The organism is Stenotrophomonas sp. YJH_SMC_138, from assembly GCF_059369855.1.
Map to the genome: position 1 here is coordinate 19,087 of NZ_JCAFTB010000014.1, position 21,623 is coordinate 40,709.

The following is a 21,623-nucleotide window of genomic DNA, read 5'->3' on the forward strand; positions in this document are numbered from 1 at the left end:
TTCGATGGATGCCGCGACACAGATGGCGGCCGACGGCCTGCAGGCCTTCGGCATGATCGGCACCGTGCTGTGGACCATGCTGCGCATCGGCGCGGTGGCCATGGCCATGCCCATGGTCGGCACGCGTGCGGTGCCGTCGCGGGTGCGCGTGGTACTGGCCGGCACCCTGGCCATTGCACTGGCCCCGCTGCTGCCACCGGTACCGGACTGGACCGGCTTCGACGCGGCTACGGTGCTGACCATCGCGCGCGAACTGGCCATCGGCGTTTCCATCGGTTTCATGCTGCGGCTGGTATTCGAAGCCGGTGCGATGGCCGGCGAACTGATCGCGCAGGGCACCGGCCTGGCCTTCGCGCAGATGAGCGACCCGCTGCGCGGTGGCACTTCGGGTGTGATCGGCCAGTGGTTCTACCTGCTGTTCGGCCTGCTGTTCTTCACCGCCAACGGCCACCTGGCGTTGATTTCGCTGCTGGTCGACAGCTACCGCGCACTGCCGATCGGCGCCCCGCTGCCGGACCCGCACGCCTTCTTCAGCATCGCCCCGACCTTCCTGCTGACCGTGCTGCGCGGCGCGCTGACGCTGGCCATTCCGCTCACCGTGGCGATGCTGGCGGTGAACCTGGCCTTCGGCGTACTGGCGCGTGCCGCCCCTGCGCTGAATCCGATCCAGCTGGGCCTGCCGGTCTCGCTGCTGCTGGGCCTGTTCCTGCTGGCCCTGCTGGCCGGGGAAATGGGGCCGCCGGTACAGCGCCTGTTCGACGCCGCCTTCCAGGCTGCGGACGCGGTCACACACTGACCCGATCATCACGTTCTACTGCTTGCCATGCATTTGTTTCTGTAGAGCCGAGCCCATGCTCGGCTGCCGCTCCTGCCGGAGGCAGCCGAGCATGGGCTCGGCTCTACAGAGGCGCAATTTCACGTATTGCCGCTTGAAGTCCCCCCCGGTCTGCGCGTTAGAGTGAATGCGCGGCAACCGGGGGGATGCCGCACATGGCCGGCGTCGTGCGTCGGCCTGCCTCATGCATGCCCCACCGTGGTTTCCGTCGACAGGCAGGTCCGGGAGACTGACGAATGCTGGTAGGCACGTACAACCCGTGGCTGGTGGCGATCTCGCTGCTGGTCGCCGTGATGGCTTCATACACCGCGCTGGCGATGGCCGGGCGCACGGTGACCGCACCGGGCAGGGGCGCGGCCTGGTGGTGGCGGCTGGGCGGCGGCTTCGCCATGGGCCTGGGCATCTGGTCGATGCATTTCATCGGCATGCTGGCTTTCGACCTGCCCATTCCATTGGGCTACGACCTTCCCATCACCCTGCTCTCGCTTGCGCTTGCCATCGCCTCATCGGTGTTCGCGCTGTGGCTGGTCTCGCTGCGCACCCTGCCCCACCCGCGATTGGCGGTGGGCGCCCTGCTGATGGGCACCGGCATCGCCGGCATGCATTACGTTGGCATGGCTGCAATGCGCATGCAGCCGGGCATCGACTACGACCCGGGTTGGCTGCTGTTCTCGCTGATGGTGGCGGTGGCTGCCTCCTGGACCGCGCTGTACGTGGCGTTCCGGCTGCGCGCCCAGCGCACCCGCATCGGTGATCGACTGGCGGCGGCGGGCCTGCTCGGCCTGGCCATCGTCGGCATGCATTACACCGGCATGGCCGCTGCGCGCTTCCCGGAAGGCAGCGTCTGCGGCGCGGCGGTCGGCGATGGCCTGCAGAACGAGTGGCTGGCGATGCTGGTGGTAGTGCTGACCGTGGCGATCCTGGCCGTGGTGCTGGTGGTCTCATGGCTGGACCAGCGCGTGGAAGCGCAACTGCTGCGGCTGCGCAATTCGATGCTGAGCACCTCGTTGACCGACGCGCAGCAGGAACTGACCCAGGCCGCGCTGCACGATCCGCTCACCCGCCTGCCCAACCGCCTGCTGCTGCAGCGGCGCATCGTGCAGGCACTGGCCGAGGCCGAACAGGGCGGCAACCGCTTCGCGGTGATGTTCATGGACCTGGACGGCTTCAAGCAGGTCAATGATGCCTATGGCCATCAGGCCGGTGATGCGCTGCTGGTGGCGGTGGCCGAACGCACCCGCCAGCTGCTGCGCCCGCACGATATGCTGGCACGGCTGGGCGGCGACGAGTTCGTGCTGGTGGTGCGCATCGAGCACGACGAGGACCTGCCGACCCTGGCCCGGCGCATCCTGCAGGCGGTGGGCAGCGGCCCGTTGCTGCCGGACAACGAACTGCAGGTGACCGCCAGCATCGGCGTGGCGATCTGCCCGGACCACGCCGCCAGCGAGCGCCAGCTGATGGCCTTCGCCGATGCGGCGATGTACCAGGCCAAGGAGTCCGGACGCAACGCCTTCGTGCTGTTCGCCGACTGGATGAACGACAGCGCCGAGCAGCAGTTCCGGCTGCTGGCCGACCTGCGCCGCGCCATCGGCAGCGAGCAGCTGTTCCTGCACTATCAGCCGAAGATCCGCGTGGCCACGCAGAAGGTGGCCGGCGCCGAAGCGCTGATCCGCTGGCGCCATCCGGAACACGGCCTGATTCCCCCCGACCGCTTCATCCGCCTGGCCGAGCGCAGCGGTGCGATCAACGAGATCGGGCGCTGGGCGCTGGACCAGGCCTGCCAGCAGCTGCGGCGCTGGCACGACGCCGGGCATGAAAGCTGGTCGATGTCGGTGAACCTGTCGCCGGTGCAGTTCAGTTCGCCGCACCTGCTGCAGGATGTGCGCGAGTTGATCGAGCGCCATGGCATTGCCCCGCGCCACCTGGTGCTGGAGATCACCGAAAGCACCGTCATGCGCGATACCGATACCAGCCTTCGCCTGCTGCAGGCGCTGTCGGCGCTGGGCGTGGGCATCTCCATCGATGATTTCGGAACCGGCTATTCCAGCCTGCTGTACCTGAAGCGGCTGCCGGCCACCGAGATCAAGATCGACCATGCGTTCGTGCGCGACCTGGAACACAGTGCCGAAGACGTGGTGATCGTCTCGGCGATCGTGGCGCTGGGCGATGCGCTGGACATGGACATCGTCGCCGAGGGCGTGGAGACCGCCGCGCAGCGCGCCTACCTGGAACGCCTGGGCTGCGACTTCCTGCAGGGATACCTGCTGGGCCGCCCGGTGGATGCGGCGCGCTTCATGCAGCTGCACGACCTGCCCCGGCCGCGGGTGGAACTGACACAGAGCCCGCCGCCGCAATACCCGCCCGGCTGACACCGGGCCACGCGCGCCCGCCATCACGGAACGATTCCTGCGGCACTCTCCTGTAGAGCCGAGCTCATGCCCGGCTGTGCTTCGCGCCTGGCCCCAACCGTAGCCGAGCGTGGGCTCGGCTCTACAGAACGGGCCGTCGGTAGATCCACGCCAGGCGTGGAACGGTTCTTGCACGCACCCCGGCACCCCCTGCCGCAGTGCCCGTGATGTCCGAGAACGAATCCGCCGGCGAAAAGACCGAACAACCGACCGAAAAACGCCTGCGCGATGCCCGTGAACAGGGCAACCTGCCGCGCTCGCGCGAACTTGGCACCGCCGCCGTGTTCGGCGCCGGCGTGCTGGCGGTGATGGCCATGAGCGGCTCGATCGGCCGTGGCGCCACGGCCTGGATGAAGCACGCGCTCAGCCCCGAACAGAGCCTGCGGCAGAACCCGAAGGAACTGTTCGGCCACTTCGGCGACCTGCTGCTGCAGTTCCTGCTGGTGATCGCACCGCTGGTGCTGGTCTGCCTGCTGGCCAGCTTCGTCGCCCCGCTGGTGATGGGCGGCCTGCGCTGGTCGCAGAAGGCGTTGCTGCCCGACATCAACCGCATGAACCCGATGAGCGGGCTCAAGCGCCTGTATGGCCCGGAGGCGATTGCCGAATTCACCAAATCGCTGCTGCGCGTGGCCTTCGTCGGCGTCGCCGCCGGGCTGGTGGTCTGGACCGGCTTCGACACCCTGCGCGGGCTGATCCACCACCCGCTGGAAACCGCCATCACCGATGGCCTGGGCTTCACCCTGCGCCTGCTGCTGGCCACCGCCGGCGCGATGCTGGTGCTGGCCGCCATCGATGCGCCGTACCAGCGCTGGAACTGGATGCGCAAGCTGAAGATGACCCGCGAGGAACTGCGCCGGGAAATGAAGGAAAGCGAGGGCAGCCCCGAGGTGAAGGGCCGCATCCGCCAGCTGCAGCAGCAGATGGCCAACCGCCGGATGATGGAGGCGGTGCCCACTGCCGACGTGGTGGTGGTCAACCCCACCCACTACGCGGTGGCCCTGAAGTACGAGGGCGGCGCCATGAACGCCCCCACCGTGGTCGCGCTGGGCGTGGACGAAACCGCCCTGCGCATCCGTGAAGTGGCCGACGGCAACAAGGTGGCGATCGTCTCCGCCCCGCCTTTGGCACGCGCCTTGTATCGGGAAGGCCAACTCGGAAAGGAAATCCCCGTGAGACTGTATTCGGCCGTCGCCCAGGTCCTGTCCTACGTCTACCAGCTGCGCGCCTGGCGCACTGGCCCGATGCCGGACGCCCCGCACATCCAGGTGGATGAATTCGGCAAGGGAGGCCGCCCGTGAGCGCCCAGCCCTCCGCCGGTTTCAACACCCGCCGCGCCCTGGAAATGATCCGCCAGGGCCTTGGCGCGCCGCTGATCGTGCTGGCCCTGCTGGCCATGGTCGTGGTGCCGCTGGCCGCGCCGGTGCTCGATGCGCTGTTCACCTTCAACATCGCCATCTCGCTGATGGTGCTGCTGGCGGTGGTCTACGTGAAGCGCCCGCTGGACTTCACCATCTTCCCGATCGTGCTGCTGATCACCACCATGCTGCGGCTGGCGCTGAACGTGGCCTCCACCCGTGTGATCCTGCTGAACGGCCAGAACGGCCATGATGCCGCGGGCAAGGTCATCGCCGCCTTCGGTGAATTCGTGATCGGCGGCAACTATGCGGTCGGCATCGTGGTGTTCGCGATCCTGACCATCATCAATTTCGTGGTCATTACCAAGGGTGCGGGCCGCGTTTCGGAAGTGACCGCGCGCTTCATCCTGGACGCGATGCCCGGCAAGCAGATGGCGATCGACGCCGACCTCAACGCCGGTTTGCTGACGCGTGAAGAAGCCAAGCTGCGCCGCGAGGAAGTGCGTGAGGAAGCCGACTTCTACGGTGCGATGGACGGCGCCAGCAAGTTCATCCGCGGCGATGCCATTGCCGGCATCCTGATCCTGTTCATCAACATGCTCGGCGGCCTGGCCGTGGGCGTGCTGCAGCATGGCATGCCGTTCGGCGAAGCCGCCGCCACCTACACCCTGCTGTCGATCGGTGACGGCCTGGTAGCGCAGCTGCCGGCCCTGCTGGTCTCCAGCGCCGTGGCCATGCTGGTCACCCGCGCCTCGCGCTCGCAGGACATGGCCCAGGCCATGACCGGCCAGGTGTTCGGCCAGTACCGTGCGCTGGCGATCACCGCCGGCATCATCGGCGTGGTCGGCCTGGTGCCGGGCATGCCCAACGTCGCTTTCCTGACGCTGGCCGCGATCCTCGGCTTCATCGCCTGGAAGCTGTACCGCAAGGGCAAGGCGCCGGCTGCCGATGCGGCAGGCGGTGGCACCGATGCCGCCGCACTCAACGCACTCGGCCGCCCGGCCGCACCGGCACCGACTGCCGAACTGAGCTGGGACGAACTGCGCCCGGTCGATCCGCTGGGCCTGGAGGTCGGCTACCGGCTGATCCCGCTGGTGGACAGCAACCAGGGCGGCGAACTGATGGCGCGCATCAAGGGCGTGCGCCGCAAGCTGACCCAGGATGTCGGCTTCCTGATCCCGTCGGTGCACATCCGCGACAACCTGGAACTGCCGGCCAACGGCTACCGCGTGCTGGTGCACGGCGTGCCGGTGGCCACCGCCGAGATCCACCCCGACCGCGAGCTGGCGCTGGACCCGGGCAGCGCGCTCGGTGCGCTGGAAGGCATCGCCGGCAAGGACCCCGCATTCGGCCTGGACGCCACCTGGATCCAGCCGCACCAGCGCGCCCAGGCCGAAACGCTGGGCTACACCGTGGTCGATCCGGCGACCGTGGTCGCCACCCATCTGTCGCACCTGATCCGTGAGCACGCGCCGGAACTGCTCGGCCACGAAGAAGTGCAGCACCTGCTGGCCAACCTGGCCAAGAGCGCGCCCAAGCTCGTCGAAGATCTGACGCCGAAGGCGTTGCCGCTGTCGGCGGTGGTGCGCGTGCTGCAGAACCTGCTGGTCGAGCGCATTCCGATCCGTCAGCTGCGCAAGATCGCCGAGGCACTGGTCGAACATGCGCCCAGCAGCCAGGACCCGGCCGTGCTGACCGCCGCTGTTCGCACCGCACTGGGCCGCTTCATCGTGCAGGAGATCGCCGGAATGTCGGCGGAGCTGCCGGTATTCACCCTCAACCCGCAATTGGAACGTGTCTTGCAGGAGTCCACGCAGGGCAACGGCGCCGCGCTGGAACCCGGACTCGCTGAGCGACTGCACCAGAGCCTGGCCGAATGTGTCAGCAAGCAGGAAGCCCGCAACGAGCCCGCGGTCGTGCTGGTACCTGGCCCGGTGCGCGCCGCGCTGGCCCGCCTGGTCCGCCACAGCGTTCCGTCGCTGTCGGTCCTGGCCTACAGCGAGGTGCCGGAGGACAAGCGCCTGAAGCTGGTCGGAACGATCAGCTGACGCCGCCCTGCGATGCGCCAGAAAACAGACACCACTTTCGAACCAACGCAACAGACAGATACCAAGGGGAACCCGCACCGTGCAGACCACCGACCACCCGAGTTCTCCGACCGCCACCCCGCCGTCTTCGCCCCGTGACCACAGCATGAAAATCAAACGATTCGTCGCCGCCGACATGCGCTCGGCCATGAACCTGGTGCGCAAGGAACATGGTCCTGACGCCGTGATCCTGTCCAACCGCCGGATCGAGGAAGGCATCGAGATCGTCGCCGCCGCCAACTACGACGAGAGCGCCGTGCAGCGTGCACTGGAAGCCTCGCGCCGTGACGTTGCACCGCCGCCGGCACCCAAGCCGCGCACCGCCGCCGACGCGGTGATCGCCGCCGTCACCCGCCGCCGCAGCAGCTCCCCGGCGCCGGAACCGGTAGCGGCCACCACCTCGGCAGTGGCCGCCCTCGCCCGCGCCGCCGTCGGTGCCACCGGCCGCACTCTGGACAGCGCCGACGAGATCGTGCCGACCCGGGGCAGCACGGGCTTCGCCGCCACCCTGGCCCGCGCCGCCGTCAACGAACCGGCACCGCCGGACCAGATCTTCGCCCCGTTCGCCGAGGCCATCGTTGCACCGGCCGCCACCGTGCCGGCCAACCGCGCGCGCTTCCAGATCGACCCGCCGCACGAGGCGCATCACGAAAGCGTGGCCCCGGCCGTGCAGCCGCCGCCGCTGCCGACCGCTGCCGTGATCGACGCGCAGCCCGGGATCGCCGCCAGCGAACCGGCAGCGGTCGAAGCCGCCGTCGAAGCCAGCCCGGCCCCCATGCTGGCCCCGGCACCGACGCTGACCGTGGTTGCCCAGGACGACGCCGAGATCCGCCAGCTGCGCCAGGAAGTGGCCGGCATGCGCCAGGTGATCGAGCGCGAGATGAACCGCTTCACCGACGAGCGCCTGCGTGGCAGCCCGGTGCGCGCCACCGCGCTGGACCTGATGGACGAGTACGGTTTCGACGCCGGGCTGGCCCGCGACGTGGCCATGCAGATCCCGCTGGAAACCGAAGCCCATCGTGGCCGCGGCCTGATGCTGGGGCTGATCTCGCGCAAGCTGCCGATCGCCCCGGTCGACCCGCTGGAGGAAGGCGGCGTGATCGCGCTGGTCGGCCCGACCGGCGCCGGCAAGACCACCACCATCGCCAAGCTGGCCTCGCGCTTCGCCGAGAAGCACGCCCCGCGTGACGTCGCCCTGGTCACCACCGACACCACCCGCATCGGCGCCCGTGAACAGCTGTATGGCTACGGCCGCCAGCTCGGCATCGCCGTGCACGAGGCCAACAGCGGCACCGACCTGGACCAGCTGCTGGAACGCTTGAAGGACTACAAGCTGGTGCTGATCGATACCGCCGGCCTGGGCCCGCGCGACCGTGCCCTGGCCGCCCAGCTGCAGTGGCTGCGCGCCGCGCGCCAGGTGCGCACCCTGCTGGTGCTGCCGGCCAACACCAGCTTCGGCGACATGGACGAGGTGGTGCGCCGCTTCGGTGCGGCCAACCTGCAGGGCCTGGTGCTGAGCAAGCTGGACGAGACCGGCCGCTTCGGCAACGCCCTGTCGGTGGCCGTGGACCACGCCCTGCCGATCACCTGGGTGACCGATGGCCAGGACGTCCCGGAGGACCTGCACCGGGCCAGTGCAGCCAATCTTGTACTTCGCCTTGAAGATTTGCGCCGAGCGGCCGATATGCCCTGCAACCCGGAGTTGAACCATGCCGTCGCGTGAGTACGCCAAGCTGACCAAGACCTTCCCGCTGTCGGCCACTCGCAGCGAGCCGCTCGGCCCTGTGCGCACCATCGCGGTGACCGGCGGCAAGGGCGGCGTGGGCAAGACGAATGTGTCCGCCAACCTGGCGGTGGCGCTGGCCGGCATGGGCAAGCGCACGCTGCTGCTGGACGCCGACCTCGGCCTGGCCAACATCGACGTGATCCTGGGCTTGAACCCCACCTTTACGCTGGCCGACCTGGTGGCCGGCCGCTGCTCGCTGGACGACGTCATCGTCGAAGGCCCGAACGGCGTGCTGGTGGTCCCGGCCGCTTCCGGCCGCCGGCACATGGCCGAGCTTGCCCCGGCCGAGCATGTCGGCCTGGTCAACGTGTTCTCCGAACTGGAACGCGAGCTGGACATCATGGTGGTCGATACCGCCGCCGGCATCACCGACGGCGTGCTGACCTTCTGCCAGGCCGCGCAGGACACCGTGGTGGTGGTCTGTGACGAACCGGCCTCGATCACCGACGCCTACGCACTGATCAAGGTGCTGTCGCGCGAGCGCGGCGTGGACCGCGTCCAGGTGGTGGCCAACATGGTGCGCGACCCGAACGAGGGCCGCGTGCTGTACGAGAAGCTGACCCGCGTCTGCGAGAAGTTCCTCGCCGATGTCTCGCTGAACTACCTGGGCTGCGTGCCGCAGGATGACTGGCTGCGCCTGTCGGTGCAGCGCCAGCAGCCGGTGGTGAAGGCCTATCCGTCCAGCCCGTCGGCGCTGGCGATCACCGAGATCGCACGCCGCACCGCGCGCTGGCAGGCACCGACCGAACCGCGCGGTGGCGTCGAGTTCTTCCTCGAACGCATCCTCAAGCAGCGTGGGGTGGCCGCATGAAAGGCGCAGCCCACCAGTACAGGGAAGTCCAGCGCTCGGCGGCCAACGAGGTCATCGCCCAGCATTCGGACCTGGTGCGACGCATCGCCCACCACCTGGCCGCGCGCCTGCCGGCCAGCGTCGAAGTCGATGATCTGATCCAGGCCGGCATGATGGGCCTGATCGAAGCCTCGCGCAGCTACGACGCCGACCAGGGCGCCTCGTTCGAGACCTATGCCTCGATCCGCATCCGCGGCTCGATGATCGACGAGATCCGCCGTGGCGACTGGGTGCCGCGCTCGGTGCACCGCCGTGCACGCGACGCCGCCGCCACCATCCGCCGCCTGGAACAGAGCACGGGCCGTGCCGCCAGCGCCACCGAAGTGGCCGCCGCGATGGAGATGCCGCTGCCCGAGTACCTGAGGCTGATGGAAGACGCCGCACGTGGACAGGTGCTGAGCCTGGAGTCGCGCATCGAAGACCAGGGCGAACTGGATACCGTCGCCCAGGGCGGCCCGACCCCGCAGCAGGTGCTGGAGCGCGGCGAGTTCGGTCGCGAGCTGGGCAAGGCCATCGGCCACCTGCCCGAGCGCGAACAGCTGGTGCTCTCGCTCTACTACGAGCAGGAGCTGAACCTGAAGGAGATCGGCGCGGTGCTCGGCGTGAGCGAGTCGCGGGTCTGCCAGATCCATGGCCAGGCCGTGCTGCGCCTGCGCGGCCGCCTGAAGATTTTCGAGGCCGTCGACGCCGGCCTGGAAGAATGAACATCCCCGAGGCGACTGCCCCCGGCCGCCCGGAATGAACAACAAAGGAACTCTGCTTTGAACAAGAACATGCGCATCCTCATCGTCGACGATTTCTCGACCATGCGTCGAATCGTCAAGAACCTGCTGGGCGATCTGGGCTTCACCAACACCGCCGAAGCCGAGGACGGGCATGCCGCGCTGTCGCTGCTTCAGAGCCAGCCCTTCGATTTCGTCGTCACCGACTGGAACATGCCGGTGATGACCGGCATCGAACTGCTCAAGGCGATCCGTGCCGACGCCAAGCTGATGACCCTGCCGGTGCTGATGGTCACCGCCGAAGCCAAGCGCGAGCAGATCATCGAAGCGGCCCAGAACGGCGTGAACGGCTACATCATCAAGCCCTTCACCGCGCAGACGCTGGAAGAGAAGCTGGGCAAGATCTTCGAACGCCTGGCGGCCAGCGCCTGATGGATACCACGGTCGACAAGAACGCCCTCGCCCTGCGCCTGCAGGAAGCCCTGGATGCCCTGGAGTCCGGTGACGAAGCCGCCTGGCGGCAACGCATCGACGGACTGGTCGCGCTGCGCACGCAGCCGATGATGAGCGGCCTCTCGCGGCTGGCCCGCGAGCTGGGGCAGGCCCTGGGCGAACTGCCGACCGTGCCCAGCGAGGCCGGCGAACTGGACGATGCGTGCGCACGCCTGGACCACGTGGTGGCGATGACCGAACAGGCTACCCACCGCACCCTGGACCTGGCCGAGGAATGCCGCAGCCTGACCGAGCAGCTGCGCGCCGAAGGCCTGCAGCCAGGCCAGGACGTGCAGCTCGAGCGCATCCGCCACAACCTGACCGAGATCGCCCTGACCCAGAGCTACCAGGACCTGACCGGGCAGATCATCCGTCGCGTGGTCGGCATCGTCCGCCGCGTGCATGAAGGCTTCGGCGCGCTCGGCCTGCCGCCGGAACAGCATCGCACCGACCCGGAACTGGCCGGGCCGGCACTGAAGGGACTGGACCGCCACGCGGTCTCGCAGAACGACGCCGACGACCTGTTGTCGGATCTGGGGCTGTAAGCATGAGCGCGGTATCCGACGACATCACTGCCGATTTCATCATCGAGGCACAGGAAATCCTGGATCGCCTCGGCGAACAGCTGGTGTCGCTGGAGCAGGCACCGCAGGACACCGAACAGCTCAACGCGGTGTTCCGGGGCTACCACACGCTCAAGGGCGGCGCGGGTTTCCTCGGTGTCACCGCCATGGTCGAGCTGTGCCACGCCGCTGAAGAAGCGCTGGGCGCTGCACGTGCCGGCCAGGCCGTGCTGCAGGCCCATCACTTCGACGCCGCCCAGCAATCGCTGGACTACCTGCAGTCGATGCTCGATGCCGTGTCTTCCGGCACCGAGCCGGGCTATGCACCGCCGGACCTGATCGCCCAGTTCGACGTGCATGGAGGTGCAGCAGCGCCTGCCGCCGCTGCCGCCGCACCGGCGGCCGGTGCCGGCGACCTGATCACCGACGACGAGTTCGAGGCGCTGCTCGACCAGCTGCACGGTGGCAACGCACCGACTGCGGTGGCGCCGGCAAAGAAGGCCGACGACGGCCTGATCAGCGAAGATGAGTTCGAAGCCCTGCTCGACCAGCTGCACGGTGGCGCCGCACCCGGCGCCAGGCCCGCGGCTGCGGTGGCGCCGGCACCGATCGCCGCCCCGCGCCCGGCCACCGCACCGGCACCGGTGGCCAAGCCGGCCGCCAAGCCGCTGGCCGAAGCCGAACACACCGTGCGCGTGGACACCAAGCGCCTGGATGCGATCGTCAACCTGATCGGCGAACTGGTGCTGTCGCGCAACCGGCTCAAGACCCTGCGTGCGCGCCTGCGCGACGAGGAGCTGGACCGCGCCGTGTCCACCCTGGACATCGCCACCGCGCGCCTGCAGTCGGCGGTGATGCGCACCCGCATGCAGCCGGTGGGCAAGGTATTCTCGCGCTTCCCCAAGGTCGCCCGCGACGTCGCCCGCTCGCTGAAGAAGGAAGTGGACCTGGAGCTGATCGGCGCCGAGACCGAGCTCGACCGCAACCTGGTCGAAGCGCTGGCCGACCCGCTGGTGCACCTGGTCCGCAACGCCATCGACCATGGCGTGGAAATGCCCGACCTGCGCGAAGCGCAGGGCAAGCCGCGGATGGGCCATGTGCGGTTGTCGGCGCAGCAGGAAGGTGACTACGTCAGCATCGAGGTGCAGGACGATGGCGCCGGCATCGATCCGGAAAAGCTGCGCGCGAAAGCACGCGAGAAGGGCCTGATCGATCCGGAAGCCGCCGCCCGCCTGAGCAGCGAGGAGTGCCTGCACCTGGTGTTCCTGCCCGGCTTCTCGACCAAGCAGCAGGTCACGGATATTTCCGGGCGCGGCGTCGGCATGGACGTGGTGCAGTCGCGCATCCGCGAACTCAGCGGGCAGATCCAGATCCAGTCGGAGCTGGGCCGCGGCAGCCGCTTCCTGATCCGCGTGCCGCTGACCCTGGCGATCCTGCCGACCCTGCTGGTGCAGGCCGGCGAGGACGTCTATGCGCTGCCGCTGGCGCGCGTGATGGAGGTACTGCACGCGCCGCCCACCTCGCTGGGCTGGTTCGATGGCCGTGGCGTGCTCGACCGCCGTTCGCACACGCTGCCACTGGTCGATCTGCGGCAGTGGCTGGATGTGACGCCGGCCGCATCGACCCTGCTGACCATCGTGGTGCTGCAGGCCGGCGAAGCGCGCTTCGGCCTGGTCGTGGACCAAGTCCGTGGGCGCGAGGAAGTGGTCATCAAACCACTGCCGAAGGCCCTGCGCGGCCTGCGCGGTTACGCCGGTGCAACCTTGATCGGCGATGGTCGCATGGCGCTGATCCTGGATGTGGATGGCCTGCGCAGCCCGCACGACTGACCCGCTTGCTGAACCCGTAAAACCGTGAAGTCGCACCAGTAGCCCGTACCGGTGTCTCAAGTCCCATTCATACAAGCCGATACCGGATCCATGGATAGACTCAGCCTCATTGGACTCTTTCTCGCCCTGGCCTCGCTGGTCGGTGGCAGCATCCTCAAGGGCGCCGGCCTGGCGTCGTTGTGGTCGCCTGCGGCGTTCGTGATCGTCATCGTCGGCACCGTTGCCGCGATCCTGCTGCACACCTCGCCGGCGGTGTTCAAGCATGCGTTCAAGATCGTGCGCTGGGTCGTGCGCCCGCCGCACAGCGATCGCCGCGAACTGATCCAGCAGATCGTCGAGTGGAGCAACATCGCCCGCCGCCAGGGCCTGCTCGGCCTGGAATCGCAGGTGGAAGCGCAGCAGGACCCGTTCCTGCGCAAGGGCCTGCAGCTGCTGGTGGACGGTGTCGAGCCCGAATCGATGCGGCACATGCTGGAAATCGAACTGGGCAGCCAGGAACACCAGGACCAGGCCGGCGCCAAGGTGTTCGAAGCGATGGGCATCTACGCACCGACGCTCGGCATCATCGGCGCCGTGCTGGGCCTGATCGCGGTGATGAAGAACCTGGCCGACCCGAGCAAGCTCGGCCACGGCATCGCTGCGGCGTTCACCGCCACGATCTACGGCATCGCCTCGGCCAACCTGCTGTTCCTGCCGATCGCCGCCAAGCTCAAGAGCGTGATCTCGCACAACACGCGCGACCGCGAAATGGTCATCGAAGGCCTGATCTCGATCGCCCAGGGCGAGAACCCGCGCAACATCGAAACCAACCTCTCCGGCTTCCTGCACTGACATGGCCCGCCGCAAGCACCACGAAGAGCACGCCAACCACGAAGCATGGGCGATCCCCTATGCCGACCTGATGACGCTGCTGCTCGCCTTCTTCGTGGTCATGTACGCGATCTCGTCGGTGAACGAGGGCAAGTACCGGATCATGGCCGACGCGCTCACCGATGCCTTCGGTGGCGCGCCGCGCACGATCAATCCGGTGCAGGTGGGCAACAAGCAGGTGCAGGGTGGCGGCTGGGACAGCCCGTCGGTGATCAAGTCCGGCACCAAGATCGGACCGTCCGCGCCGGCGCCCTCGCACGACCCGACGCTGCTGCCGTCGATGGCCTCGCAGATGCGCATGCCGGTGTCGGTGCACAACCAGGAGCAGATCGCCCGTGCCGAGCGCCAGCTCAACACGATTGCCGACCGGCTCACCGCCGCCCTGGCGCCGCTGATCGACCGCGGCATGATCAGCGTGCGCCGCACGGAACTGTGGATCGAGGTCGAGATCAACAGCGACATCCTGTTCCCCACCGGCTCGGCCGCACTGGACGTACATGCACGGCAGACCCTGGCCAGCCTGGCCGAGGTGCTGCGCGACGTGCCCAACAGCGTGCGCGTGGAAGGCCACACCGACAACGTGCCGATCGCCACCGCCACCTTCCCGTCGAACTGGGAGCTGTCGGCCGGACGCGCCGCCAGCGTGGTGCATCTGTTCGCCGACCAGGGCGTGCAGCCGTCGCGGCTGGCGATGGTCGGCTATGGCCAGTTCCGCCCGCGCGAAGAGAACGACAGCGCACAGGGCCGCAACCGCAACCGCCGGGTGATGGTCATCATCCTGGCCGACACCTCGCATTCGGTGGACCCGCTCGGCCAGCGCCTGAACGCAGCCACCGGCGCCACCGGCAGCACCGTCACCGAACAGGCCGCCGCAACGCCGGCCAGCGCCCCCACCTCCCCCATCGCACCGGTGACGTTGCCACCGGTGCCGGCTGGCAGCCGCGTCGGCGCCGCCGTTCCCCCCGCAATGAAGGAGTAATCCGATGCGCATCTGGGCAGTCGCCAACCAGAAGGGCGGAGTCGGCAAGACCACCACCACCCTCGCCCTCGGCCGCGGCCTGGCCGCGCTCGGCCATCGCGTGCTGCTGATCGACCTCGATCCGCATGCTTCGCTCAGCCGCGCCTTCGGCGTGCCGGTGGACCCGCCGCCGGCCGGCGTGCTGGAGCTGTTCGGCGCACCGCCAGCGGACCTGTCCGGCCTGTGCCATGCCAGCAACATCCAGGGCCTGGACTACGTCTGCGCGCAGTCCGCGCTGGCCACGCTGGAACGCCGTAGCGCCAACCAACCCGGCCTCGGCCTGGCCCTGCAGAACGCGCTGGCGCGCCACCAGGGCCAGCACGACTACATCCTGCTGGACTGCGCACCGACGCTCGGCCTGCTGATGATCAACGCACTGGCTGCCGCCGATCGCCTGATCATTCCGACCCAGGCCGAGCCGCTGGCGCTGCACGGCCTGGATGGCATGGTCCGCACCGGCGAGATGGTCGAGCGTTCGCGCCGCCGGCCGCTGCCGATCTCGATCCTGCCAACCCTGTTCGACCGCCGCACCCGCGCCGGCAACGAGTCGCTGCGCACCATGCAGGACCGCCATGGCAGCCGCGTCTGGGAAGACGCGATTCCGATCGACACCCGCATCAGCAACGCCGCCGGGCTGACCCTGCCGAGCGTCGGCGAAGACTACCCGGGGCGTGGCCTGGCTGCCTACCGGCGCGCCTTGAACTGGATCCTCGGCGAGGATGCCCGCGCCCTGGAGCAGGCCGCATGAACAGCACCGGCATCCTCGACGACTACCTGGACGAACTGCTGGGCGAGGCGATCGCCCCGGCCGCCGCTCCCCTCCCCGCGCCGATCAGCACCGCCCCGGCCACGGCCACCGAAGCCGCCGCCGAACGCGAACCCACCTGGGATGACCTGCCGGCCGAGGTGATCTACGAAACCGAAACCGAGAGCGTTGCCGCTGCCCCTGCCGTGGACAATGCCGCACTGGAAGCCGCTTTCGATGCCGCGTCCGCGCCCGTCAGCGTGATCGATGCCGAACGCGAACCCACGTGGGACGACCTGCCCGCTGAAGTGGTCTACGAAACGGATGCCGTCGTCGCGGCCCCGGCCGAGGATGAGGCTGCACTGGAGGCCGCCTTCGAGGCCGCCGCCGCGCCGGCCAGCGCCTCGTCCACCGAACGCGAGCCGACCTGGGATGACCTGCCCGACGAGGTCATCCACGAAACCGCGCCGGCACCCGCTGCGGCCGCTGCGAACACCGGCCCGGAACCCACCTGGGACGATCTGCCGGACGAAGTGATCTACGAGACCGACCCGGCGGACAGCCATCGTCTCGCCCACACCGACAGCCCCGGCCTGCAGGCCGCCTTCGAGGCGGCCGCTGGTGGCGAAGACGTGCCTGCGCCGCCGCCCGCCGTGGTCGCAGCGCCGGTGCCCCCCCCGGCGACACGCCCTGCACCGGCCCCGGCCGCACGCGCCGGCACGCCGCCGCCGCGCGTCGCCGTCGATGCACCCGCAGGCAACCGCCCCGGCACCTGGCAGGAGCTGCAGGCGCAGGCCCACCAACCGGCCCGCAGCCCGCATCCGCAGAACCGTCGTGCCGGTGAACGCACCTCGCGCTGGCTGCGCCTGCGCTGTGGCACCCAGGCCTATGCGCTGGAACTGCTGAAGGTCCAGGAGGTCGTGCTGCCGGTGCCGCTGCTGCCGTTGCGCGGCACCGCTGCCGCCATGCTGGGCATCATGAACCTGCGCGGCCAGGTGGTCCCGGTGATGGACCTGGGCCTGCACCTGGGCGCGGCTGCCGCCGAGGACGACGCCCAGACCCGCATCGTGGTGCTGGAAGAAGACGGCGAGACCATCGGCCTGCGCGTGTCGGCAGTGGAAGATGTCGCCAACCTCACCGATTCACAGATCGAACCTCCCGATACCGCACGCATCTGCCAGATCTCCAACGACCTGTTCCGTGGCGTGGCCCGCGTCAGCCAGCGCCCGATGATCCTGCTGGACGCCACACGGCTGTTGAGCTGACCCCCAAAAAGGGGACGGAGGGGATTAAGTCGCAAGTGGCTCGGCGCTTGGCGCCGGAGCGGTGCCTGTCGGGGACGCAAGGAGTTGATCCGTTGGATCAACACCTTACATCCCCACTGCGCGGTCGCCGTTGCCGAGGGGGCTGCGGCAGAGCCAGGTCGCTTGCGACTTAATCCCCTCCGTCCCCTTTTCAACAGCGACCGCATCGACGCACCGCGTCGATTCTTCTAAAGAACCCCACCGGGGTGCCGTTATGGATCACGGAACCGTTTGTCCGGAGCAACGATGAGCACTGTCGAACTGGGTGGGGATCTCGGCATCGAGAGCACTACCGAGCTCAAGAACCGCCTTGCCCCCCTGGTGGAGCAGGCAGGCGAGCTGACCCTGGATGCCAGCCAGGTCGCCCGCATCCACACGGCCGCCGTGCAGGTGCTGTGTGCGTTCGTGCAGGCCCGCCGCGAGGCAGGCCTGGGCACCGGCTTCCACGGTTGCACTGCAACCTTCCGTGACGCCGCGCGCCTGCTGGGCGTCACCCAGGCCCTCGGCCTGGACGTAACCCATGACAACCTGAAATCTGTGGAGAACGCTGCATGAGCGCACGTATCTTGGTGGTGGACGATTCGGCGTCGATGCGCCAGATGGTGTCCTTCGCCCTCACCTCGGCCGGTTTTGCCGTCGAAGAAGCTGAAGACGGCGCGGTCGCGCTCGGTCGCGCCAAGGGCCAGCGCTTCAATGCGGTGGTTACCGACGTCAACATGCCGAACATGGATGGCATCGCGCTGATCCGCGAACTGCGCCAGCTGCCGGACTACAAGTTCACCCCGCTGCTGATGCTGACCACCGAATCTGCCGCCGACAAGAAGTCCGAAGGCAAGGCCGCTGGCGCCACGGGTTGGCTGGTCAAGCCGTTCAATCCCGAACAGCTGGTCGCCACCGTGCAGAAAGTGCTGGGCTGATCGCCCGGCACCGCTCCCCCTCTTCGCTTCCGGACCACCACTGCCATGAGCATGGACCTGCAACGCTTCCACGCCACCTTCTTCGAGGAGAGCCGCGAAGGCCTCGACGCGATGGAGGCTGGCCTGCTGGCCCTGGAATCGGGGCAGCAGGACGCGGAGATCATCAATTCGGTGTTCCGCGCTGCCCATTCGATCAAGGGCGGCGCCGGCACCTTCGGCTTCGACGCGATCGCCGGCCTGACCCACGTGCTGGAAACGCTGCTCGATGAGCTGCGCGCCGGCAAGCGGGCACTGGAAGGCCACGCCGTCGACGCCATGCTGTCTTCGGTGGACGTGCTGCGCGCCCTGCTGCGCGAAGCCGAACATGGCCAGGCTGCCGATCCGGCTGCCGTCGCTGCGGTGAAGGCACGCCTGGAAGCGGTTCTGTCCGGCCAGGCCGCAGCGAGCGCCCCGGCGGCCGCCGCAGCCAAGGTGGACGATACGCCGGAAGCCTGGCAGATCGGCTTCACCCCGGCGCCGTCGCTGTTCATGAGCGGCAACGACCCGCTGCGCATCATCCGCGAACTGGAACACCTCGGTTCGCTGCAGGTCGCCGCGCGCATGGACCGCCTGCCGGGCTTCGCGCAGCTCGATCCGCTCGAAGCCCACCTGGCGTGGGACCTGGGTCTGGTCGGCAAGGTGCCGCGCAGCAAGATCGAAGACACCTTCGCGTGGGTACTGGACGACTGCGAGCTGGACATCCGTCCGGCCGCACCGCCGAGCCTGGCCACCCAGGCGCCGGCCGCGGCTGCTCCCGCTCCGGCGGCAGCGTCGCCGTCGGCACCCGCCGCGCCTGCCGCCAGCGGTGGCGCCAGCCAGGAAGCGGAAACCTCCATCCGCGTCAGCGTCGACAAGGTCGACGCGCTGATCAACCTGGTCGGCGAACTGGTCATCACCCAGGCCATGCTCAAGCAGGTCTCGCATGCGCTGGACCCGGTCCACGCCGAGAGCCTGTTCGCTGGCCTGGACCAGCTTGAACGCAACACCCGCGACCTGCAGGAAGCGGTGATCGGCGTGCGCATGCTGCCGGTCGATGCGGTGTTCCGTCGCTTCCCGCGCCTGGTCCGCGACCTGTCCAGCCGCCTCGGCAAGCAGGTGCGGCTGCGCACCGTCGGCGAAGGTACCGAGCTGGACAAGGGCCTGATCGAGAAGATCGCCGATCCGCTGGTGCACCTGGTGCGCAACTCGATCGACCACGGCCTGGAAATGCCCGACGTGCGCCGCGGTGCAGGCAAGGACGAAACCGGCACGATCACCCTGGCGGCCTCGCACCAGGGCGGCCACATTGTCATCGAAGTCAGCGACGACGGTCGCGGCCTGGACCGCGCCAAGATCCTGGCCAAGGCCACCGAGCGCGGCCTGGCGGTGCCGGACAACCCGACCGATTCGCAGGTCTGGGACCTGATCTTCCAGCCCGGCTTCTCCACGGCCGATGCAGTCACTGACCTGTCCGGTCGTGGCGTCGGCATGGACGTGGTCCGCCGCAACATCCAGGCGTTGGGGGGCGAGGTGCAGATTGAAAGCAGCCTCGGCGCTGGCACCCGCACGCTGATCCGCCTGCCGCTCACCCTGGCCATCCTCGATGGCATGACCGTGGCGGTAGCCGGTGAGACCCTGATCCTGCCGTTGGCCTATGTGCTTGAGGCGTTGCAGCCGCAAGCCGAGGACATCCGCAGCATGGCCGGCGAAGGCCGCGTGCTGCGCGTGCGCGGTGAATACCTGCCGATCCTGTCGCTGAGCGAGTACTACGGCTACGGCAACCGTGCACCCGGCAGCGAATCGCTGGTGGTGGTGGTCGAAGGCGATGGCCAGAAGATCGCCCTGGAAGTGGACGAACTGGTCGGCCAGCAGCAGGTGGTGGTCAAGAACATCGAGAACAACTACCGCCGCATCGGCGGGGTGTCCGGTGCGACCATTCTCGGCGACGGCCGCGTCGCATTGATCGTCGACATCGGCGGGCTGGTGCGTTCACTGCGGATGCCGCAGGCCGCCTGATCCACACTGCATGCGTGTACTGGACCGCCGCCCTTCGGGGCGGCGGTTTTTGTTTGCGCGCTCCCCGGCGGTGGGGTCAGATCCCTTTCCTGCGGAAAGGGATCTGACCCCACCTCTTCCGTGAACTCCGTCGGCGCCGTGCTTTCGCATGCAACTACGCCATGCAAGCGAAAGCCCCGCCGCTGCGCCACTTCCGCGCCGTCATCCCTACGCCACCGAATGTGACATGCGTCCATAAAGTCCATCCGGACTGCGCCGCTATTTCGCTTTGACGGCCGTCACCGAACCCCACCGGGCACCACCGTTCGCTCTGCAACCACCCCCAAACCGGCGCACAGACGCCGGCACTCTGCCCACCTGGAGCACCCTGCATGAAGTGGTTCCAAGATCTGCCCATCGCCCGCAAGCTGGCCGTGGGGTTCACCCTTACCACCCTGATGACCCTGGTCCTCGGCGCGTTCGCCCTGCTGCGACTGAGCGAAGCCAACGCGCAGCTGCGCGAGATGGCCGGCAACGATATCCCCTCGGTCCAGCACCTGGGCGAGGCGCGCTCGCAGCTCGGTGAGTTCCGCACCTACGAACTGGCCCAGCTGAGCATGCTCGACCAGCCGGAGAAGGTCGCCGACTACAACAAGCGCATGGACGACACCGCCAAGGCCGTACATGACGAACTGGCGGCGTACGCCGCGCTGCCGGCGCTGGACAAGGAGCGCGAACTGTATCGCGCCGCCAGCACCCAGCTGGATCGCTACTTCGCCGCCAACAAGGCGATGCGCGACGCCGTGGCCGCCGGTGATGGCGCGCAGGCCCAGCAGATCTCCGATGAGCAGTCACGCCCGGCGCGCCGCGACCTGTTCGCTGCGATGAAGGCACTGGGCACCCACATCGCCGGGCAGATGGACGGCAAGATCGCCGACGCCAACGCCACCCATCGCACCAGCATGATCGCCATCATCGGCTGCATCGTGCTGCTGTCGCTGGTGGCCGCCGCGCTGGCCATCGTCATCTCGCGTGCAGTGACCGGCCCGCTGGGCAAGGCCGTGCATGCCATCCAGGCGGTTGCCCGCGGCGACCTCAGCGTCAGCACCCAGGCCACCAGCAAGGACGAAGCCGGCAGGATGCTGGCCGCCACGACCGAGATGACCGCAATGCTCCGCCGCTTCAGCGAGCAGACCCAGCTGATGGCACAGATGCACGCGGGACCGGACATCAGCCATCGCATTCCGGAAGATTTCCCGGGTGTCTATGGCCAGCTGGCCGGCGGCATCAATACGGTGATCTTCGAGCACCTGGATGCGATCCGCGATGCCATCGACGTGCTCAACCAGTACGCCATCGGCAATCTCACCCCGGATGCACGCCGCCTGCCCGGCAGCCGCGCGATCCTGCACGAATCGATGGACGCGGCCAAGGCCAGCCTGCTGGCGATCAATTCGCAGATCCAGCAGCTGGCCGCGGCGGCCGCTGCCGGTGACTTCAGCCAGCGCGGCGACGCACAGCGTTTCCAGCATGACTTCAAGCTGATGATCGAGCATCTCAACACCATGATGCAGGTGGCCGACGGCAACCTCGGCCAGCTCTCGCAGCTGCTGCAGTCGATCGCCGCCGGCGACCTGACCGCGCGCATGGAAGGCCAGTTCAATGGCGTGTTCGCGCGCATGCGGGATGATGCCAACACCACCGTTGCACAGCTGACCCAGATCGTCGGCCAGATCCAGGCCAGCGCCTCCAGCATCACCCTGGCCGCCGGCGAGATCGCCTCCGGCAACAGCGACCTGTCGCGCCGCACCGAGCAGCAGGCCGCCAAC

The 21,623-nt window shown here is 68.4% G+C and carries 18 protein-coding genes; all 18 read left to right on the forward strand.

Features of this window, described 5'->3' with window-relative positions:
• Positions 1-4 precede the first annotated feature (4 nt).
• Positions 5-796, forward strand: coding sequence for a flagellar biosynthetic protein FliR (fliR, locus tag AC5P7I_RS20625; RefSeq protein ID WP_014037103.1), 792 nt, complete (start codon positions 5-7; stop codon positions 794-796).
• A 275-nt stretch (positions 797-1,071) separates the two neighbouring features.
• A complete protein-coding gene (locus AC5P7I_RS20630) occupies positions 1,072-3,204 on the forward strand; it encodes a putative bifunctional diguanylate cyclase/phosphodiesterase (protein ID WP_262088242.1) in 2,133 nt (710 codons plus the stop codon).
• A 206-nt stretch (positions 3,205-3,410) separates the two neighbouring features.
• Complete coding sequence (gene flhB / locus AC5P7I_RS20635; RefSeq protein ID WP_049441911.1) at positions 3,411-4,541, forward strand: flagellar biosynthesis protein FlhB; 1,131 nt, start codon at positions 3,411-3,413, stop codon at positions 4,539-4,541.
• A 44-nt stretch (positions 4,542-4,585) separates the two neighbouring features.
• Positions 4,586-6,646: a flagellar biosynthesis protein FlhA gene (gene flhA / locus AC5P7I_RS20640; protein WP_153643679.1), complete on the forward strand. Its 2,061-nt coding sequence runs from the start codon at positions 4,586-4,588 to the stop codon at positions 6,644-6,646.
• Between the two features lie 145 nt (positions 6,647-6,791).
• Complete coding sequence (gene flhF, locus AC5P7I_RS20645; protein ID WP_014647034.1) at positions 6,792-8,408, forward strand: flagellar biosynthesis GTPase FlhF; 1,617 nt, start codon at positions 6,792-6,794, stop codon at positions 8,406-8,408.
• Entirely contained in the window at positions 8,395-9,282 is an 888-nt protein-coding gene (locus AC5P7I_RS20650) for a MinD/ParA family ATP-binding protein (protein WP_032959426.1), read from the forward strand. The genes flhF and AC5P7I_RS20650 overlap by 14 nt, the downstream gene beginning before the upstream one ends.
• A complete protein-coding gene (locus AC5P7I_RS20655; RefSeq protein ID WP_014647032.1) occupies positions 9,279-10,025 on the forward strand; it encodes an RNA polymerase sigma factor FliA in 747 nt (248 codons plus the stop codon). Before AC5P7I_RS20650 ends, AC5P7I_RS20655 begins: the two co-directional genes overlap by 4 nt.
• Positions 10,026-10,082: 57 nt before the next feature.
• The gene (cheY, locus tag AC5P7I_RS20660) at positions 10,083-10,475 is read left to right on the forward strand and encodes a chemotaxis response regulator CheY (RefSeq protein ID WP_262088243.1); all 393 of its coding nucleotides are present in this window, start codon (positions 10,083-10,085) and stop codon (positions 10,473-10,475) included.
• Complete coding sequence (locus AC5P7I_RS20665) at positions 10,475-11,080, forward strand: protein phosphatase CheZ (protein ID WP_049441909.1); 606 nt, start codon at positions 10,475-10,477, stop codon at positions 11,078-11,080. The genes cheY and AC5P7I_RS20665 overlap by 1 nt, the downstream gene beginning before the upstream one ends.
• A 2-nt stretch (positions 11,081-11,082) precedes the next feature.
• Positions 11,083-12,927 carry a chemotaxis protein CheA gene (locus AC5P7I_RS20670; RefSeq protein ID WP_262088244.1) on the forward strand — a complete coding sequence of 615 codons (1,845 nt, stop codon included), beginning with the start codon at positions 11,083-11,085 and terminating at the stop codon, positions 12,925-12,927.
• Between the two features lie 90 nt (positions 12,928-13,017).
• The gene (locus tag AC5P7I_RS20675; RefSeq protein ID WP_005409527.1) at positions 13,018-13,758 is read left to right on the forward strand and encodes a flagellar motor protein; all 741 of its coding nucleotides are present in this window, start codon (positions 13,018-13,020) and stop codon (positions 13,756-13,758) included.
• Between the two features lies 1 nt (position 13,759).
• Entirely contained in the window at positions 13,760-14,776 is a 1,017-nt protein-coding gene (gene motD / locus AC5P7I_RS20680) for a flagellar motor protein MotD (protein ID WP_014647029.1), read from the forward strand.
• A 4-nt stretch (positions 14,777-14,780) separates the two neighbouring features.
• Positions 14,781-15,563: a ParA family protein gene (locus AC5P7I_RS20685; protein ID WP_014647028.1), complete on the forward strand. Its 783-nt coding sequence runs from the start codon at positions 14,781-14,783 to the stop codon at positions 15,561-15,563.
• Positions 15,560-16,825: a chemotaxis protein CheW gene (locus AC5P7I_RS20690; protein ID WP_180834700.1), complete on the forward strand. Its 1,266-nt coding sequence runs from the start codon at positions 15,560-15,562 to the stop codon at positions 16,823-16,825. Before AC5P7I_RS20685 ends, AC5P7I_RS20690 begins: the two co-directional genes overlap by 4 nt.
• A 285-nt stretch (positions 16,826-17,110) precedes the next feature.
• On the forward strand, positions 17,111-17,419 hold the full coding sequence (locus AC5P7I_RS20695) for an STAS domain-containing protein (protein ID WP_014647026.1): 309 nt from the start codon (positions 17,111-17,113) through the stop codon (positions 17,417-17,419).
• Positions 17,416-17,781, forward strand: a complete 366-nt coding sequence (locus AC5P7I_RS20700) for a response regulator (RefSeq protein ID WP_005409521.1) — start codon at positions 17,416-17,418, stop codon at positions 17,779-17,781. Before AC5P7I_RS20695 ends, AC5P7I_RS20700 begins: the two co-directional genes overlap by 4 nt.
• A 45-nt stretch (positions 17,782-17,826) precedes the next feature.
• Positions 17,827-19,815 carry a chemotaxis protein CheA gene (locus AC5P7I_RS20705; RefSeq protein ID WP_014647024.1) on the forward strand — a complete coding sequence of 663 codons (1,989 nt, stop codon included), beginning with the start codon at positions 17,827-17,829 and terminating at the stop codon, positions 19,813-19,815.
• A 371-nt stretch (positions 19,816-20,186) separates the two neighbouring features.
• Positions 20,187-21,623: MCP four helix bundle domain-containing protein (locus tag AC5P7I_RS20710; protein WP_308307060.1), on the forward strand; the 1,437-nt coding region annotated here is incomplete at its 3' end.